Raw genomic sequence first — 16864 nt, 5'->3', positions numbered from 1 at the left:
GTACGGCGGAGTCACTGGCTCTTGGGCCGCTTGAACAGCACCAGGTGCGCGAGCGGGATCTGCATCTGTTCCGGTGCGGCCGCCAGCCGTTGTGCGACCTCGCGCTCCAATCGGTCGGCGAAGGCAGTCACGTCGCGACCGGGGTCGAGCGCGGTGGCGATGGTCGGGAACACCGATGCCCGCAGGAACTCTGCCCACCGCGAGCCGAACGCGGTCGTGTCCTTGTCGACGAGGTACTGATCCCAGTACCGGTCCTCGGCGTCGAACACCTCGAGATGCTCTATCTCCAGTCGTTCGAACCGCCCCGACGGCGCGAACGGCGCCATGAAGTCCGCCGCCTGTCTGCCGACCGTGGGAATCACCATGCGGGCCAGTTCCTCTGCGCCGATCACGCCGCTCGCGACGAGTTCGGACAGCCCGTCGGTCAACGCCGCCAGCAGCGGCCGGTACCCGAACTCACCGTGCTCGTCGACGGCCATCGTCATGACGACGAGCCGACCGCCCGGGCTCAACTCGCGGCCGCGGAAGGCGATGAATTCGTGCCAGTCGTTGGCGGCCTGCCTGCCGTAGGCGGCGCGCACGGCCTCGTCGGCGCTGTAGGCGACCTGGATGTGGTCGGGGATGGCGGACGGCACCCGGCTCAGCCACTGCACCGCCCAGGCCGACCAACCCAGGTGCACGCTGTTCGACGGCAGGATCTGGGTGTAGAACGACCGGCCGACCGCCGAGGCGTACGTGGCGGCGTCCCTGCTGAGGTAGGAGTCCGGATCCTCGGCCAGCGTGCGGAACATCGCGGTGAAGTCGTTGTCCGGCAGATCGGTGTGAGCCACCAGGATGGAGTGCTCGGGCCGGGTACGGCCGCGCAACGCCTTGACCGCCGCGCACACCGGCAGCAGCGAGTTGTGCCCGGTCGACGCGCCGTAGTCGGCGAGCACGATGGGATACGGGGCGGCCGGTAGTGGCACCGTCTTCGCGGCCTGCTCGAAAAGCTCCATGGCGCCGCGTAATCCGGCAGCCTGCAGGCGTGAGTTGGCGGAGTAGGACCCGCTGCCGACGGGCTCGGGCCGCACGACGACGCTCGACTCGGGCACGGCCAACTCCGACCCCCTCTCGACGCGGTTGGGTTCGGTTCCCACGGTAACCGCCGCAGCCCGATGCCACCGCGGATCAGCAGCCGCCGTGACACACTTCGGCCCATGCGCAACGGTCGGCTCGCTGCCCGGGTCGTCATCGGCGTCGCGGTGGTGACGATGATCTCGGCGATCGTCGGCTTCGTCGTGACGATCGTGATGAACGTCTTCGTGTTCGACGATTTCGACGCCTACGGCGAGGTGCCGGTTCCCGGCCGGGGTAGCCTCCACCTGCCTGCCGGTGAGGTGACGGTCAGCTTTCACACCTTCACCGGCGGTTCCGACGGCGGCTTCCCGGTGCCGCCGCTGCGGCTGCGGTTGGACCCGCCCGAAGGGGTCGCCGAGCCGGACATCACCGAAACCGGGGGAAGCGTCACCACCGTCAACAGCGACACCCGGGTGCGTGTCTGGGTGGCGCAGATCCCCGCCGAGGGCGTGTACGGCATCGAGACCGACGGTGAGATCAACGGTTACATCAATCCGCAGTTGGCGTTCGGGAAGGGCAGCGAGTACGGCTGGCTGCCATGGGTGTTCGCCGGACTGTTCGCGGTGAGCGTCGTGGAGCTGACAGCCGGGATCATGTGGTCCCACCGGGCGGGTAAGCGGGCGAGGCCGGTCACGCCGCTGTACGACTTCGGCGCGACGGCGTCGGACGCAGACGGGTCGACCGCGGCTCACGACTACTCGCCGACAGAGCAGGGTATTCGGCTCGAACAGCTCAACACCCTTGCGGCGCTGCGAGATTCGGGTGCTCTCACGCAGGCCGAGTTCGAGGCGGAGAAGCGCCGCATCCTCGACGGCTAGTGCCCGCGGGCGACCCATTCGTCGTAGTTCACGATCTCGTCGCCCACGGTGGTGGTGTCGCCGTGCCCGGTGTAGACCACGGTGTCGGCGGGCAGGTCGCCGAGCCGCCCGGAGATCGACGCCAAAATGGTCGGGAAGTCGGAGAACGACCGGCCCGTCGCCCCAGGACCGCCCTGGAACAGCGTGTCGCCGGAGAACACCGCGCCGAGTTCGGGTGCGTACCAGCACACCGAACCGGGGGAGTGCCCCGGGGTGTGCAGCGCCTGCAGCTCCACGCCGCCCGCGCGCAGCGTGTCGCCGTCGGCGACGGTGCGAAATTCCTTGTCCGGGTGCGTCATCCGCCACAGCATGTCGTCCGCCGGGTGCAGCAGCACCGGTGCGTCGAGTGCCTCGCCGAGCTCGGGGGCGACGGTGATGTGGTCGTTGTGGCCGTGGGTGCAGACCACCGCCACCACGTTGCGGCCGCCGACGGCCATCACGATCGGCGCTGCGTCGTGTGCGGCGTCGAACACCACCACGTCGGAGTCGTCGCCGACCACCCAGATGTTGTTGTCGACATCCCAGCTGCCGCCGTCGAGTTCGAATTTTCCGCTGGTGACGATCCGCTCGATGTTGCCCATCAGAGCATCACCACCGACCGCAGGACCTCGCCGGCGTGCATCTTGTGAAACGCGTCCTCGATGCCGTCCAGGCCGATGCGTTCGGACACGAATTTCTCCAGCGGTAACCGGCCCTGCAGGTAGAGGCTGATCAGGGTGGGGAAGTCCCGCTCGGGCAGGCAGTCGCCGTACCAGGAGGACTTCAACGACCCACCGCGGGAGAAGAAGTCGACCAGCGGCATCTCCAGGGTCATGTCGGGGGTCGGCACACCGACCAGAACCACCGTGCCGGCGAGGTCGCGGGCGTAGAACGCCTGCTTCCAGGTCTCCGGCCGGCCGACCGCGTCGATGACGACGTCGGCGCCGAAGCCACCGGTGAGATCCTGGATGGTCTCGACGACGTCGAGGTCGCGGGCGTTGATGGTGTGGGTGGCGCCGAACTCGCGCGCCCAGTGCAGTTTCTTGTCGTCGGTGTCGACGGCGATGATCCGCCGGGCGCCGACCAGCGCCGCACCGGCGATCGCCGCGTCGCCCACACCGCCGCAACCGATCACGGCCACGGTGTCGTCCCGGTTGACGGCGCCGGTGTTGATCGCCGCCCCGATGCCTGCCATCACGCCGCAGCCCAGCAGTCCGGCGACGGCGGGGTCTGCGTCGGGATCGACCTTGGTGCACTGACCCTCGTGCACCAGGGTCTTGTCGGCGAATGCACCGATGCCCAGCGCCGGGGTGAGTTCGGTGCCGTCGGTGAGCGTCATCTTCTGGGCGGCGTTGTGGGTGTCGAAGCACAGGTGCGGCCTGCCCCGCTTGCAGGCGCGGCACTGACCGCACACCGCGCGCCAGTTCAGGATGACGAAGTCGCCGGGCTCGACGTTGGTGACGCCCTCGCCGACCGCCTCCACCGTGCCCGAGGCCTCGTGGCCGAGCAGGAACGGGTATTCGTCGTTGATGCCGCCCTCGCGGTAGGTCAGGTCGGTGTGGCAGACGCCGCAGGCCACGATGTCGACCACCACCTCGCCGGGACCCGGGTCGGGGACCACGATGTCCACCACCTCGACCGGCTCACCTTTCCGTCGGGACACCACACCACGCACCGTCTGGCTCATGGCATACAACCTAACAACTGCTTGGTTCTGCCCGCAGACTCGATCGGCCTCCAGCGGAGCGTTTTCACAGAACTGGTCGATGCGGCCTCAACGGTGATCGTCGGGGCTACCGTTCATGCTGGCGCCGAGAGGAGATCTGATGACGGACTTCGCCCCACTGGCCCACGTCGCCCTGACCGTGCGTGACCTGTCGGTCAGCGTGCCCTGGTACCGGGCGCTGATCGGCGCCGACCCGGTCCTCGACGAGGACACCGACGGCGGCTTCCGCCACGTGGTGTTCCCGATCGGCGGCGGCATGCTGCTGGGACTGCACCAGCACACCCGGCCGGCGCCCGAGGAGCCCTTCACCGAGTACCGGATCGGGCTAGACCACGTGGGGTTCGGCTGCGCGGGCCGCGGCGACCTGGAGGAGTGGGTCCGCAGGCTGGACGCCGCGGGTGTGGCGCACGGCGGAATCGTCGACGCCGGTTACGGATCCGGTCTGAGCTTCCGGGATCCCGACGGCATCGCGCTCGAGTTCTTCGCGCCGCCCGGCGAACCGGCGAATTGAACCCGGCGGCGGCTTCGGCCGTCGTCAGGAAGAGACCCACCAGAACCGACCGCGCGGAAGTGAGCCATGACCACTGTCGACCACGAGAAACCCTCCGAGGCCACCGAGGACTTCGCCGCGCGGATGGCGGGTGCGATCGACGCGGCCAGCCTGGCACTCCTGCTGAGCATCGGACACCAGACCCGGTTGTTCGACGCGATGGCCGCGCTGCCACCCGCGACCAGCTCGCAGATCGCCGACGCCGCCGGGCTCGACGAACGGTACGTCCGCGAATGGTTGGGCGGCGTGGTCACCGGTCGCGTCGTCGACTTCGACGCCGCGGCAGGCACGTATTCCCTTCCGGCGGAACGCGCCGCCGTGCTCACCCGGGCCGCCGGGCCGGACAACCTCTCGCGGGTGGCGCAGTTCATCCCGCTGCTCGGCGAGGTCGAGCAGAAGATCCTCGGCTGCTTCCGCACCGGTGGCGGCCTGTCCTACGGCGACTACCCGCGCTTCCACACGCTGATGGCCGAGCAGAGCGGCGAGGTGTTCGACGCCGCGCTGGTCGATCTGGTGCTGCCCCTGGTGACGGGGCTGCCCGAGCGGCTGCGTGCCGGTGCCGACGTGGCCGACATCGGTTGCGGCAGCGGGCATGCGGTCAACGTGATGGCCGAGGCGTTCCCCGCCAGCCGGTTCACCGGCATCGACTTCTCCGACGAGGGCCTCGGCGTCGGCCGGGGGGAGGCGGCCCGGTCCGGACTGACGAACGCCCGGTTCGTCGCCGCGGACGTGGCCGAGCTCGACATGGCTCAGACCTTCGATCTCATCACCGTTTTCGACGCGATCCACGACCAGGCCCGGCCGTCGCGGGTGCTGGAGAACATCCACCGTGCGTTGCGGCCCGGCGGGGTGCTGCTGATGGTCGACATCAAGTCGTCGAGCCGGCTCGAGGAGAACGTCGGCGCGCCGTTGGCGACCTATCTGTACACGGTGTCGACGATGCACTGCATGAGCGTGTCGCTGGGACTCGACGGCGCGGGCCTCGGCACCTGCTGGGGTCGTCAGCTCGCCACGTCGATGCTCGCGGACGCCGGCTTCGACGACGTCGAGGTCAGGGAGATCGAGTCGGACGTGCTGAACAACTACTACATCGCCTGGAGATGACCTGATGACGACCATCGATGCGCAGCCGTCGGGCACCAGAGCGCCGCTCCCGCAGCTCGGGGGCACCGGATTGTTCGTCACCGACGGTGGTCTGGAGACGGAGCTGGTCTTCCACGACGGGATGGACCTGCCGAGCTTCGCCGCGTTCCCTCTGCTCGACGTCCCCGAGCAGCGGGCGCGGCTCCGGCGTTACTACGACGGTTATGTCGACATCGCCCGCAGATTGGGCGCCGGTTTCGTGGTGGAGACGCCCACCTGGCGGGCGAACCCGGACTGGGCCGCGCTGCTGGGCTATTCGCCCGAGCAACTCGACGCGGCCAATCGCTCGGCCGTCGCGCTCGCCGAGGAGATCAGGTCGGCGGCCGCGACGGAGGGCATCACCGTGGTGGTGAGTGGGTGCGTGGGCCCGCGCGGCGACGGCTACGACCCCGGGACCGCCATGACGCCCGAGGACGCCGAGCGCTACCACGCGGTGCAGATCGGGACGTTCGCCGACACCTCGGCCGATCAGGTGACCGCGATCACGATGACCAACGCCGAAGAGGCGATCGGCATCGTGCGCGCCGCGGCGGCGGCAGGCATCCCGGCGGCGATCTCGTTCACCGTCGAGACGGACGGCCGGCTTCCGACCGGCCAGCCGCTGGCCGAGGCGATCGAACAGGTGGACGCGGCGACCGCCGCCGGGGCCGCCTACTTCATGGTGAACTGCGCACACCCCACCCATTTCGCCGGCGCGCTGCAGCAGGACGGCCCGTGGGGGCGACTGCTTGGTCTGCGGGTGAACGCATCCACCAAGAGTCACGCCGAGCTGGACGAGGCCACCGAACTCGACGACGGTGATCCCGCCGATCTCGCTGCCCAGCACCTGTTGCTGCGCGACCGGCTGCCCGCGGTGGCCGTGCTCGGCGGGTGCTGCGGCACGGACGCCCGCCACGTGGCGGCGATCTGCACCGCGTGGAGCACCACTTAGGCTGCAGTACGTGGCAGCACTCGATGCGATCGCCGACTGGCCGGTCGACAACGTCGCCGCGGCGGTCGTCGGGCCCAAGGGTCCGCTGGCCTCCCACGGCGACCAGGAGCGCCGGTTCGCGCTGGCATCGGTGACGAAACTGCTCGTCGCGCGGGCCGCCCACGTCGCCGTGGAAGAGGGCGCCGTCGAATTGGACACGCCCGCCGGGCCACCGGGGTCGACGGTGCGCCACCTGCTGGCGCACACCGCCGGCTACGCGATGCGGTCCGACGAGGTGATGGCCGAGCCCGGAGCGCGGCGCGTGTATTCGAATCACGGGTTCGCGGTGCTGGCGCAGACCCTCGAGTCGGCCACCGAGATCGACTTCGCGCGATACCTGTCCGAGGCGGTGTTCGAGCCGCTCGGCATGTCCGACTCGTCGCTCGAGGGCGGCGCGGGGGCCGCGGGCTACGGCGCGACGTCGACGGCGTCCGATCTGGTGGCCTTCGCACTGGACCTGCTGCGGCCCGCCACGGTCTCGGCGCAGATGCACGAGGAGGCCGTCACCGTGCAGTTCCCCGGGCTCGACGGCGTGTTGCCCGGCTACGGTCGCCAGCGTCCCAACGACTGGGGGCTGGGCTTCGAGATCCGCGACGGCAAGTCGCCGCACTGGACGGGCTCGGCGAACAGCGGGTCGACGTACGGGCATTTCGGTCAGACCGGCACGTTTCTGTGGGTCGACCCGGACGCCGACCTTGCCCTGGTGGTGCTGGGTGACCGGGATTTCGGCGACTGGGCGCACGAGCCGTGGACGGCGATCTCTGACGGTGTCCTGAGAGAATTCGGCGCAGACTAGCGCAACAGGTGCCTCACGAGGCACAATAGACACGCACGACACAGCTACAACTCGGAATCACCAGGTCGTTGGGGAAGACGTCCCTCGTGGATCCGAAGGAGCAGCTATGCGTGCGTTGAACCAGTTCGCCGACGCGTCGACTGGCGTGGTGTACGTCCATGCCTCTCCCGCGGCGGTATGCCCGCATGTCGAGTGGGCGTTGTCGTCGACCCTCCAGGCGAGGGCGAATCTGAAGTGGACGCCGCAGCCGGCCATGCCCGGACAGCTGCGCGCGGTCACCAACTGGGTCGGGCCGGTGGGCACCGGCGGCCAGTTGGCCAACGCCCTGCGCTCCTGGTCGGTGCTGCGCTTCGAGGTCACCGAGGACCCGAGCCCAGGCGTCGACGGCCACCGCTGGTGCCACACCCCGCAGTTGGGGTTGTGGAGCGGGGCGATGAGCGCGAACGGCGACGTGATGGTCGGCGAGATGCGGTTGCGGACGCTGATGGCCTCCGGTGCCGACATGCTGGCCGCCGAACTGGACTCCGTGCTCGGCACCGCGTGGGACGAGGCGCTGGAGCCCTACCGGGACGGCGGCGCAGGCGCCGAGGTCAGCTGGCTGAGCCGGGGAGTCGGCTAGGCGCCGGTCCGCAGTACGCGCAGCGCCCGCGGCACCGCTGACACGGTGACCGGGAGTGCGCACGCGTAGTCGCCGTCGGCGTAGGCGTTGATCCCTGGCGAGTCGACGTGCACCCGGTGGGCACGTGCCGTGGTCACCTCGTCGAGGCCGACATGGGTGCCCTTGAACACCGTGGGGAACAGCCGGATCAGCTTGCTGCGTGACGCCGAGTGCACCATCGTGACGTCGAGCAGGCCGTCGGTGTGGTCGGCGTCCGGGCAGATCAGCATGCCGCCGCCGTAACTCCGGGTGTTGCCGAACGCGGCGAGCGTCAGGTCGGTGACCGTCTCCTCGCCGTCGTCGAAGGTCAGCCGGAACGGCAGCAGTCGCAGCCGGGACAGTTCGGCCACCATCGCGACGTTGTACCGCATCCGGCCGTGCGGCCAGCGCATGCGGTTGGTGCGGTCACTGACCAGTGAGTCGAAGCCGGCGGCCATCACGGTGCCGAACCACGTCACCGCGCCGCCGGCGTCCTCTATCCGGCCGAGGTCGATGGTCTCGGTACGGCCGTCGACGACGATGTCCGCCGCGGCCTCCGGGTTCCCGGTGGGCACTCCGAAGGCGCGCGCGTGGTCGTTGCCGGTGCCCGCGGGCACGATGCCCAGCGGCACGTCGCCGAGCGCGAGCGCCTGCAGCGCCAGCGAGATCACCCCGTCGCCGCCTGCCACCACCAGCGCGTCGGTCCCCGCGGCGAGGGCCTCGTCGACGAGTCGGCGGGCGTGTGCGGCGTCGGTGCCGACGATCTCGCACACGTCGACCCCGCGCTGCTGGAAGCGCGCGACGGCCCGCTGCGCGGCGTGGGGCGCGTTACCGTGGCCCGACAGCGGGTTGGTCAGCAGCGTGATGCGGCCGAGCTGCCCCGTCACGGAATCAGCTTGCCCGGGTTCAGGATTCCGGTGGGGTCGAGGGTGGCCTTGACGGCGCGCAGCACCGCGACCCCGAGATCGCCGATCTCGTCGGCCATCCACGGCCGGTGGTCGGCGCCGACGGCGTGATGATGGGTGATGGTGCCGCCGGTGCGGACCATCGCCTCCGACGCCGCCGCCTTGGCCGTGCGCCACTGTTCGATCGGGTTGCCGCGCTGTCCGGCCACCACCGTGAAGTACAGCGATGCGCCGGTGGGATACACGTGCGAAATGTGGCACAGCACCAGCGCCGGCGTACCGGAATTGGCCAACGCCGCAGTCAACGCCTCCGTGACCGCGTCCTTCAGCGCGGGCACATTCGACCAGTTGGTCGCGGTCTCCAGCGTCTCGCACAGCGCCCCGGCCGAGAGCAGCGCGTCACGCAGGTACGGCGCATTGAACCGCCCGTGCTCCCACGCCCGCGCGGGATCCTCGCCCAGCGACGTCCCGCCGTGCGCCTCGAGCACCGCGCGCGTCTCGTCGTGGCGGCTCTGCGCATGGGCTGCGGTGCCCTCGAAGGTGGTGATCGCCAGGCACCCGCCGGTGATCGACTGCTCGCCGATGCTCTCCGACGTCGCCAGGTTGACACCCGTCTCGGCCTCGTCGGACAACCGCAGCACGGTGGGCCCGGCGCCGTTCTGCACGACGGCGCGCAATGCCGCTGCGCCGGTGGTGAAGTCGGGGAACGACCAGGCCTCGTAGCGGGTCACCTCGGGCACCGGGTGCACGCGCACCCGCACCCGGGTGATCACGCCGAACACCCCCTCGGAGCCGACGAGGAGCTGGCGGAGATCAGGTCCGGCCGCCGATGCCGGCGCGCGGCCCAGATCGAGCACACCGGCCGGGGTGACCGCGCGCACGCCGCGGACCATGTCGTCGAAGCGGCCGTAGCCGGCCGAGCCCTGGCCCGACGAGCGGGTGGCCGCGAACCCGCCGATGGTGGCGAACTGGAAGCTCTGCGGGAAGTGACCGAGTGAGAATCCCTGCGCCGCAAGCAGCGTCTCGGCCTGCGGGCCGGTGACGCCCGCGCCGAGTTCGGCCTCGCCGGAGATCGGATCGAGGTGGTGCAGCTGGTCGAGCCGGCGCAGGTCAAGGGACACGACGGCGGTGAAGTCGGCGCGGACCGGGTCGACGCCGCCCACGACACTCGTGCCGCCGCCGAACGGCACCACCGCGATGCGTTGCCGGGCGCAGTGCGCCAGCACGTCGGCCACCTCGGTCTCGTCACCGGGCAGCACCACCGCATCGGGGGCGTCCTGCTCGCCGTGGTCCCGCCGGCGGAGCAGGTCCAGCGTCGACTTGCCGCCCGCGCGCAGCAGCCGGCCCCGGTCGTCGGTGATCACGTGGGGGTCGCCGACGATGGCGCACAACGCGTCACGCTCGCCCGCCGGCAGCGCCGACGGACGCAGCCGCACCTCGTCGATGTCCAGCTCGGGCCGCGGCTGGGCGTCCACCCCGAGCGCCTGCTCGAGCAGCCGGCGGATCCCGTCCGACAGCGGCTTCGCCGCGTCCGGGTCGCCCCAGGCATTCCACTTCATCGGCGGTGCATCGGCTCGACTCATGCGTTACAGTGTTACACATGCTGTCAAGCAGTAAAGTCATGGAGGAGTCGGTCGAGGCGCGCATCCTCGACGCGGCGGCCGGATGCGTGCTCGCGTTCGGCGTGGCCAGGGTGACGCTGGCAGAGATCGCCCGGCGCGCCGGCGTGAGCAGGCCGACCGTGTACCGGCGTTTCCCCGACACCCGGTCGATCCTCGCGGCGGTGCTGACGCAGCGGATCACCCGCGCGCTCGACGACGCGCCCAGCGGCGGCGTCGGCCGCAGGTGGGTGGTCGAGCGCATCCTCGCGGTGGCCGGGCGGCTCCGCCGCGACGACGTGATCATGGCGGTCCTGCACGAGGCCCCGGACCTCGCGATGCTGTACCTCTCGGAGCGCCTCGGAACGAGTCAGCAGATCCTGCTCGACACCGTCACCGGCGAATTGAAGGCAGCCCAGGACGAGGGCAGCGTCCGTGCGGGCGACGCGCGTCAGCTCGCGGCGATGTGCCTGCTGATCACCCAGTCGACCATCCTCTCGGCCCAGACCATCGCGCCCATCCTCGACACCGCTGCACTGGCGACCGAACTCGAACACTCGCTGAACGGATACCTCGCGCCATGACCGGCACCACGACCGCACTGAACGCCGCCCGCCGCACGGCGGAACTCAACGCACTGGGCGACGGCGAAGCCGTCGACGTCGTCGTCATCGGTGGCGGGATCACCGGTGCGGGAATCGCACTCGACGCGGTCACCCGCGGACTGTCCGTGGTGCTGGTCGAAAAGCACGACTTGGCGTTCGGCACCAGCCGGTGGAGCTCCAAGCTGGTGCACGGCGGGCTGCGCTACCTCGCGTCGGGCCATGTGGGCATCGCCCGGCGCAGTGCCGTCGAGCGCGGAATCCTGATGTCGCGCAACGCACCTCATCTGGTTACCGCGATGCCGCAGCTGGTGCCGCTGCTGCCGTCGATGAACCGGGTGTCCCGGGCGCTGGTGCGGACCGGATTCCTGGCCGGAGACGGGTTGCGCAGGCTGGCGGGCACGCCTGCCTCGACGCTGCCGCGGTCACGCCGCGTCGACGCCGCCCGCGCCGTCGCGCTGGCGCCGACGGTCCGCCGCGCCGGACTGGACGGCGGGTTCCTCGCCTACGACGGTCAGCTCATCGACGACGCGCGGCTCGTCACCGCGGTCGCCCGCACCGCCGCCCAGCACGGCGCGCGGATCCTGACCAGGGTGGCGGCCTCGCGGGCCACCGGGACGTCGGTGACACTCACCGACCAGCTGACGGGGGAGTCCACCACGGTCTCCGCTCGTGTGGTGATCAACGCAGCCGGAGTCTGGGCGGGCGACGTCGACACGTCGATCCGGCTGCGGCCCAGCCGCGGCACCCACCTGGTGTTCGACGCCGGCGCTCTCGGCAATCCCACTGCGGCGCTGACCATCCCGATCCCCGGGGAACTGAACCGGTTCGTGTTCGCCATGCCCGAACAGCTGGGCCGGGTCTATCTCGGACTCACCGACGAGGACGCGCCCGGTCCGGTGCCCGACGTCCCGCAGCCCACCACGCAGGAGATCGATTTCTTACTGGACACCGTGAACACCGCACTCGACGTGACCCTCGGGCATCGCGACGTCGTCGGTGCCTACGCCGGGCTGCGGCCACTGATCGACAGGGGCGACGGCGACACCGCGGACCTCTCCCGCGAACACGCGGTCGTCGAATCCCGCGACGGCGTGCTCAGTGTCGTCGGAGGAAAGCTCACCGAGTACCGGTACATGGCCGAGGACGTGCTCGATCGCGCCGTGGCGCTGCGCGGGCTGGCTGCGACGCCCTGCCGCACCCGCAATCTGCCGCTGGTCGGGGCGCCGTCGAATCCGGTGGCGACACTGCGCTCGCCGGTCGAGCTGCCGTCCTCGCTCGTCGCGCGCTACGGCGCCGAGGCGCCCAACGTCGTCGCCCGCGCCGCCTGTGACCGGCCGACCCAACCGGTCGCCGACGGAATCGACGTCACCCGAGCGGAATTCGAGTACGCGGTGACCCACGAGGGGGCACTGACCGTCGACGACATCCTGGACCGGCGCACCCGGATCGGCCTCGTCGAGTCCGACCGGGCGCGCGCGATGTCGGCCGCGGAGGAGTTCATCGCACTGCGCCGCTGAGCCGAAAATGGCGAATGGCCACTCATGGCACGTATTCGAAGTGAATGCGCGTCACAAGTGGCCACTCGGCCGGAGTCGAAGCCTTACAGCGGGATGTTCTTGTGCCGGCCACGGCGCGCAGGCGCCTCGGCCAGGGCCTGGGTCACCTTGCTGCGGGTGTGCGACGGGTCGATCTTCTCGTCGACCACGCCGATCTCGATGGCGGAGTCGACGCCACCGGCGATCCGCTCGTGCTCGGCGGCCAGCTCCTCGTGCAGAGCCTCGCGGTCCTCGGGGGCGGCGGCGGCCAGCTTCTTCTTGTGCAGGATGCCGACCGCGGCCTTGGCGCCCATCACGGCGACCTCGGCGTCGGGCCACGCGAACACCTTGGTGGCACCCAGCGAGCGGGAGTTCATCGCGATGTACGCGCCGCCGTAGATCTTGCGGGTGACCAAAGTGACCCGGGGAACGGAGGCCTCGCCGAAGGCGTGCAGCAGCTTGGCGCCGCGGCGGACCACACCACCCCACTCCTGGTCGACGCCCGGCAGGTAGCCGGGCACGTCGACGACGACCACGATCGGGACACCGAACGCGTCGCACAGCCGCACGAACCGCGCTGCCTTCTCGGCACTCTCGGAGTTCAGGCAGCCGCCGAGGCGCAACGGGTTGTTGGCCAGCACGCCGACGGTGCGCCCGGCCAGCCGGCCGAGGCCCACCACCATCGACGGCGCCCACTTGCCCTGGAACTCCTCGAACGGGGTGCCCTCGTCGAGCAGTGCGTTCACCAGCGGGTGCACGTCGTAGGCGCGGCGCGCGGAGTCGGGGAGCAGCGCGGTCAGGTCGGTGTCGCCGGCCTCGGCCTTGCTGCGGTCGAAATGCCCCTGCTGGCAGAACAATCCGACCAGCCGGCGACCGCGTTCGTAGGCGTCGAGTTCGTCGTCCGCGACGATGTGGCACACGCCGGACTTCTTGTGGTGGGCCTCGGGACCACCGAGGGACACCATGTCGACGTCCTCACCGGTCACGCTGCGCACCACGTCGGGCCCGGTGACGAAGACCTTGCTGTCGGGCGCCATCACGATCACGTCGGTCAGCGCGGGACCGTATGCGGCGCCACCGGCCGCGAATCCGACGACCACCGAGATCTGCGGGACGTACCCCGACGCCCGGATCATGGCCTCGAAGACCAGCCCGACGGCGTGCAGCGCCTTGACGCCCTCGGCCAGTCGCGCACCGCCCGAGTGCCAGATGCCGACGATGGGGCTCTGCTCCTCGATCGCGGTGTCGTAGGCATTGACGATGTGCCTGCAGCCCTCCACGCCCATCGCGCCGCCCATGACGGTGCCGTCGGTGCAGAACGCGATGGTGCGCACGCCGTTCACGCTGCCGCCGGCGGCCAGCACACCCGAGCGGTCCCGCTCGTGCAGCAGTTCGACCGTGCCGTCATCGAAGAACGAGCTCAGACGCAGCAGCGGGTCGCGCGGGTCGAGTGATTCGCCGACAGTCTCCGGTGCCATGATCGTCATGTTTCCTCCTGTGCCCGTTCCGATGTCGGCTTTCGCCTCCGGAAGGTCGTTTTGTGTCAGTACTTTCCGAAGGCGACCGCGACGTTGTGCCCGCCGAATCCGAACGAATTGTTGATCGCGTAGTGGAAATTGCCTGGTCGTGGTGAGCCGGCGACGACGTCGAGGTCGATGTCCGGATCCAGGTTCTTCAGGTTCAGGGTCGGCGGGATGACACCGTTGCGCAGTGCGAGCACCGTCAGGATCGACTCGACGGCCCCGACGGCGCCGACGGAGTGCCCCAGCGCCGCCTTGGGTGCGTAGACCGCCGGCTTGTGGCCGCCCATCGCGTTGTTGATGGCCTTGCCCTCGGCGACGTCGCCGACGCTGGTGCCGGTGGCGTGCGCGTTGACGTGGTCGATGTCGGTGGGCTTCAGTCCAGCGAGCTGGATGGCCCGCGCCATCGCGTGCCCGGCCTGCTCGCCGTTCGGGTCGGGCGCCACGATGTGGTACCCGTCCGAGGTGACGCTCGCGCCCATGATGCGGGCCAGGATGGTGGCGCCGCGGGCCTTGGCGTGCTCCTCGGTCTCGATCACCATCAGCGCGCCGCCCTCGCCGAAGACGAACCCGTTGCGGTCCTTGTCGAACGGGCGGCAGGCGCCCGCGGGATCGTCGTTGGTGGTCGACAGCACGATGCGCATCTGGGCGAAGGCGGCGATCGGCACCGCCTCGATCTTGGTCTCGACGCCGCCGCAGATGGCGACGTCCGCCTCGCCGAGCACGATGTTGCGCCAGGCCTGGGCGATGCCCTCCGAGCCGGAGGCGCAGGCCGAGACCGGGGTGATGACCCCGGCCCTGGCCTTGTGCTCCAGGCCGACCGCCGCGGCGGCGGCGTTCGGCATGTACATCTGCACCGCAAGCGGGGACACGGCGCGCAGGCCCTTGGACCGCATGTCCTCGTAGGCGTAGAGGAGGTGTTCGGTGGAGCCCATACCGGTGCCGATCGACACCATCAGCCGCTTGGGATCCACATCCGGCGAGCCGGCGTTCTCCCACACCCGGCGGCTGAGCACCGTCGACATCTTCTGCAGATACGACAACCGGCGCAGCTCCACGCGCGTCAGCTCACCGTCGAAGTCCTCCAGCAGATGTCCGCCGATGCGGACCGGTAGGTCGTACTCCTCGACGAAGGGATCCTCGAGCTTGCGGATCCCGCTCTGCCCGTCCAACAGTCGTTGCCAGGTGGTTTCGGCGTCCGTTGCCAGCGCGGTCGTCATCGCCATGCCGGTGACGACCACATTGGGGAAGCCGTTACCCGTTGCTAACCCTGCCATTACTGCTCCGTTGATCCCTTCCTACGCGCGGGCGCTACTCAGTAGCGGCCGAACGCCAGAGCCACATTGTGGCCACCGAACCCGAACGAGTTGTTGATGGCGTACTTGTATTCGCCATAACGAGGCTCACCTGCAACGACATCGAGATCGATCTCGGGGTCGGGGGTTTCGTAGTTCAGCGTGGGAGGGATGACGCCGTCGCGCAGTGCGAGCACCGTGAGGATCGACTCCAGGGCGCCCACCGCACCGATCGAGTGGCCCAGCGCCGACTTCGGCGCGTAGACCGCGGCGTGCTCCACGCCGGCGACCCGGATGGCGCTTGCCTCGGCCGTGTCACCGATCGGCGTGGCGGTGGCGTGTGCGTTGACGTGCTCGATGTCCTTGGGCGACAGGCCCGCGGTCTCCATCGCACGCTTCATCGCCTGCCCGGCCCGAAGGCCGTTCGGATCCGGCGCGACCATGTGGTACGCGTCCGACGTGATGCCGGCGCCCATCAGCCTGGCCAACGGCTTGGCGCCGCGGGCCTTGGCATGCTCTTCGGTCTCGATGATCATCATCGCGCCGGCCTCACCGAAGACGAACCCGTCCCGGTTCTTGTCGAACGGCCGTGAGGCGCCCGCCGGGTTGTCGTTGTTCGTCGACATCGCGCGCATCATCGAGAACGCCGCGATCGGCAGCGCCTCGATACCGCCTTCGACGCCGCCGACGACGGCGAAGTCCGCATCTCCCATGACGATCTGACGCCAGCCGTGGGCGATGGCCTCCGACCCGGAGGAGCACGCCGACACCGGGGTGATGACCCCGGCGCGGGCGCCCAACTCCAGGCCGGCGACGGCCGCCGCGCCGTTCGGCATGATCATCTGAACGGCGAGCGGGGACACCTTGCGGGGCCCGCCCTCGTTCATCGCGTCGTAGGTCTCGACGATCTTCTCGCCGCCACCCAGTCCGGTGCCGATGATCACCGCGAACCGGTCAGGGTCGACCTCGGGCGTGCCCGCGTTCTCCCACAGACGACGGCTCAGCAGCTTCGACATGCGCTGCACGTAGGACATGCGACGCATGTCGATGCGGGTCATGTGGTCGTCGACGTTGTCGACCAGGTGACCGCCGATGCGGACCTGGAGGTCCCACTTGTCGACGAACTCGTCTTCGAGGATGCGGATGCCGCTCTCGCCGGCCAGCAGGCCCTTCCACGTGCTCTCGACGTCTGCCGCGAGCGACGTGGTGGCCTCGACTGCGGTCACGACGACGTTCGGGAAACCGCCGTTAGCAGTGGAAGGCCTGGTCACGATTCCGCCGAGAACTTCTCGCGCAGCGCTGCGGCGGCTTCGGGGTTCTCTTCCTCGAGCTTCTGGATGTAGGCGACGACGTCACCGACGGTGCGCAGGCCCGCGAGGTCCTCGTCGGGGATCTTCACGCCGTACTTGTCCTCGGTCTGCACCGCGATCTCCACCATCGACAGCGAGTCGATGTCGAGGTCGTCGACGAAGCTCTTCTCGGGGGTGACCTCGGAGGGCTCGATACCGGTGACCTCTTCGATGATCTCGGCGAGACCGGCGATGATTTCTGTCTGGCTGGCAGCCACAGTGGCTCCTTCTATCTGAGTTGTTACTTGGTGGACGTTCTCTTTGGTTGGACGTTTTTCAGGTG

The 16864-nt window shown here is 69.8% G+C and carries 17 protein-coding genes; 8 read left to right on the top strand and 9 right to left on the bottom strand.

Annotated features, from left to right (window positions below):
• Positions 1 to 11: 11 nt before the first annotated feature.
• Positions 12 to 1091 (bottom strand): SAM-dependent methyltransferase, encoded by a 1080-nt coding sequence (locus AB0K11_RS21345; RefSeq protein WP_364981372.1) that lies wholly within the window; start codon positions 1089 to 1091, stop codon positions 12 to 14.
• A gap of 105 nt (positions 1092 to 1196) precedes the next feature.
• Here AB0K11_RS21345 and AB0K11_RS21340 point away from each other — a divergent pair, with 105 nt between their 5' ends.
• Positions 1197 to 1934, top strand: a complete 738-nt coding sequence (locus tag AB0K11_RS21340; RefSeq protein ID WP_364981369.1) for an SHOCT domain-containing protein — start codon at positions 1197 to 1199, stop codon at positions 1932 to 1934.
• Here the strand turns inward: AB0K11_RS21340 and AB0K11_RS21335 are convergent.
• The gene (locus tag AB0K11_RS21335) at positions 1931 to 2554 is read right to left on the bottom strand and encodes an MBL fold metallo-hydrolase (protein WP_364981367.1); all 624 of its coding nucleotides are present in this window, start codon (positions 2552 to 2554) and stop codon (positions 1931 to 1933) included. The genes AB0K11_RS21340 and AB0K11_RS21335 overlap by 4 nt on opposite strands.
• Positions 2554 to 3639, bottom strand: a complete 1086-nt coding sequence (locus tag AB0K11_RS21330) for an S-(hydroxymethyl)mycothiol dehydrogenase (RefSeq protein WP_364981364.1) — start codon at positions 3637 to 3639, stop codon at positions 2554 to 2556. The genes AB0K11_RS21335 and AB0K11_RS21330 overlap by 1 nt, the downstream gene beginning before the upstream one ends.
• Positions 3640 to 3778: 139 nt before the next feature.
• Here AB0K11_RS21330 and AB0K11_RS21325 point away from each other — a divergent pair, with 139 nt between their 5' ends.
• From AB0K11_RS21325 to AB0K11_RS21305, 5 genes are all read left to right on the top strand, one after another.
• Positions 3779 to 4189 carry a VOC family protein gene (locus AB0K11_RS21325; RefSeq protein WP_364981361.1) on the top strand — a complete coding sequence of 137 codons (411 nt, stop codon included), beginning with the start codon at positions 3779 to 3781 and terminating at the stop codon, positions 4187 to 4189.
• Positions 4190 to 4255: 66 nt separating this feature from the next.
• Positions 4256 to 5332: a class I SAM-dependent methyltransferase gene (locus AB0K11_RS21320; protein WP_364981358.1), complete on the top strand. Its 1077-nt coding sequence runs from the start codon at positions 4256 to 4258 to the stop codon at positions 5330 to 5332.
• A gap of 4 nt (positions 5333 to 5336) precedes the next feature.
• Positions 5337 to 6302 (top strand): homocysteine S-methyltransferase family protein, encoded by a 966-nt coding sequence (locus AB0K11_RS21315; RefSeq protein ID WP_364981355.1) that lies wholly within the window; start codon positions 5337 to 5339, stop codon positions 6300 to 6302.
• Positions 6303 to 6312: 10 nt separating this feature from the next.
• Positions 6313 to 7137, top strand: coding sequence for a serine hydrolase domain-containing protein (locus AB0K11_RS21310; RefSeq protein ID WP_364981352.1), 825 nt, complete (start codon positions 6313 to 6315; stop codon positions 7135 to 7137).
• A 106-nt stretch (positions 7138 to 7243) separates the two neighbouring features.
• A complete protein-coding gene (locus tag AB0K11_RS21305) occupies positions 7244 to 7756 on the top strand; it encodes a DUF3145 domain-containing protein (protein WP_264010535.1) in 513 nt (170 codons plus the stop codon).
• Here the strand turns inward: AB0K11_RS21305 and AB0K11_RS21300 are convergent.
• Positions 7753 to 8661 (bottom strand): diacylglycerol kinase, encoded by a 909-nt coding sequence (locus AB0K11_RS21300; RefSeq protein WP_364981348.1) that lies wholly within the window; start codon positions 8659 to 8661, stop codon positions 7753 to 7755. The genes AB0K11_RS21305 and AB0K11_RS21300 overlap by 4 nt on opposite strands.
• A complete protein-coding gene (locus AB0K11_RS21295) occupies positions 8658 to 10238 on the bottom strand; it encodes an FAD-binding oxidoreductase (protein WP_364981873.1) in 1581 nt (526 codons plus the stop codon). Before AB0K11_RS21295 ends, AB0K11_RS21300 begins: the two co-directional genes overlap by 4 nt.
• A 41-nt stretch (positions 10239 to 10279) precedes the next feature.
• Here AB0K11_RS21295 and AB0K11_RS21290 point away from each other — a divergent pair, with 41 nt between their 5' ends.
• A complete protein-coding gene (locus tag AB0K11_RS21290) occupies positions 10280 to 10861 on the top strand; it encodes a helix-turn-helix domain-containing protein (RefSeq protein WP_364981345.1) in 582 nt (193 codons plus the stop codon).
• A complete protein-coding gene (locus tag AB0K11_RS21285) occupies positions 10858 to 12399 on the top strand; it encodes a glycerol-3-phosphate dehydrogenase/oxidase (protein ID WP_364981342.1) in 1542 nt (513 codons plus the stop codon). The genes AB0K11_RS21290 and AB0K11_RS21285 overlap by 4 nt, the downstream gene beginning before the upstream one ends.
• 83 nt (positions 12400 to 12482) lie before the next feature.
• Here the strand turns inward: AB0K11_RS21285 and AB0K11_RS21280 are convergent, their stop codons facing one another.
• From AB0K11_RS21280 to acpM, 4 genes are read right to left on the bottom strand one after another with little or no spacing between them, the layout of a single operon-like run.
• A complete protein-coding gene (locus AB0K11_RS21280) occupies positions 12483 to 13904 on the bottom strand; it encodes a carboxyl transferase domain-containing protein (RefSeq protein ID WP_364981339.1) in 1422 nt (473 codons plus the stop codon).
• Positions 13905 to 13960: 56 nt separating this feature from the next.
• Positions 13961 to 15214 carry a 3-oxoacyl-ACP synthase KasB gene (gene kasB / locus AB0K11_RS21275; RefSeq protein ID WP_364981336.1) on the bottom strand — a complete coding sequence of 418 codons (1254 nt, stop codon included), beginning with the start codon at positions 15212 to 15214 and terminating at the stop codon, positions 13961 to 13963.
• Positions 15215 to 15252: 38 nt separating this feature from the next.
• A complete protein-coding gene (gene kasA, locus AB0K11_RS21270) occupies positions 15253 to 16503 on the bottom strand; it encodes a 3-oxoacyl-ACP synthase KasA (protein ID WP_364981333.1) in 1251 nt (416 codons plus the stop codon).
• Complete coding sequence (gene acpM / locus AB0K11_RS21265; protein WP_264010542.1) at positions 16500 to 16799, bottom strand: meromycolate extension acyl carrier protein AcpM; 300 nt, start codon at positions 16797 to 16799, stop codon at positions 16500 to 16502. The genes kasA and acpM overlap by 4 nt, the downstream gene beginning before the upstream one ends.
• Positions 16800 to 16864 lie beyond the last annotated feature (65 nt).

This window comes from Mycobacterium sp. NPDC050551 (assembly GCF_040674075.1).
Lineage (GTDB): Bacteria > Actinomycetota > Actinomycetes > Mycobacteriales > Mycobacteriaceae > Mycobacterium.
Note: the sequence above shows the minus strand (reverse complement) of the source record. Positions and strands in the feature narration are given on the sequence as shown.

What these genes read in the sequence shown, in the direction of transcription:
- AB0K11_RS21340 (WP_364981369.1), top strand. Translation starts at nt 1,197, where the DNA reads ATGCGCAACGGTCGGCTCGCTGCCCGGGTCGTCATCGGCGTCGCGGTG.
- AB0K11_RS21335 (WP_364981367.1), bottom strand. Translation starts at nt 2,554, where the DNA reads ATGGGCAACATCGAGCGGATCGTCACCAGCGGAAAATTCGAACTCGAC.
- AB0K11_RS21330 (WP_364981364.1), bottom strand. Translation starts at nt 3,639, where the DNA reads ATGAGCCAGACGGTGCGTGGTGTGGTGTCCCGACGGAAAGGTGAGCCG.
- AB0K11_RS21325 (WP_364981361.1), top strand. Translation starts at nt 3,779, where the DNA reads ATGACGGACTTCGCCCCACTGGCCCACGTCGCCCTGACCGTGCGTGAC.
- AB0K11_RS21320 (WP_364981358.1), top strand. Translation starts at nt 4,256, where the DNA reads ATGACCACTGTCGACCACGAGAAACCCTCCGAGGCCACCGAGGACTTC.
- AB0K11_RS21315 (WP_364981355.1), top strand. Translation starts at nt 5,337, where the DNA reads ATGACGACCATCGATGCGCAGCCGTCGGGCACCAGAGCGCCGCTCCCG.
- AB0K11_RS21305 (WP_264010535.1), top strand. Translation starts at nt 7,244, where the DNA reads ATGCGTGCGTTGAACCAGTTCGCCGACGCGTCGACTGGCGTGGTGTAC.
- AB0K11_RS21295 (WP_364981873.1), bottom strand. Translation starts at nt 10,238, where the DNA reads ATGAAGTGGAATGCCTGGGGCGACCCGGACGCGGCGAAGCCGCTGTCG.
- AB0K11_RS21290 (WP_364981345.1), top strand. Translation starts at nt 10,280, where the DNA reads ATGCTGTCAAGCAGTAAAGTCATGGAGGAGTCGGTCGAGGCGCGCATC.
- AB0K11_RS21285 (WP_364981342.1), top strand. Translation starts at nt 10,858, where the DNA reads ATGACCGGCACCACGACCGCACTGAACGCCGCCCGCCGCACGGCGGAA.
- AB0K11_RS21280 (WP_364981339.1), bottom strand. Translation starts at nt 13,904, where the DNA reads ATGACGATCATGGCACCGGAGACTGTCGGCGAATCACTCGACCCGCGC.
- kasB (WP_364981336.1), bottom strand. Translation starts at nt 15,214, where the DNA reads ATGGCAGGGTTAGCAACGGGTAACGGCTTCCCCAATGTGGTCGTCACC.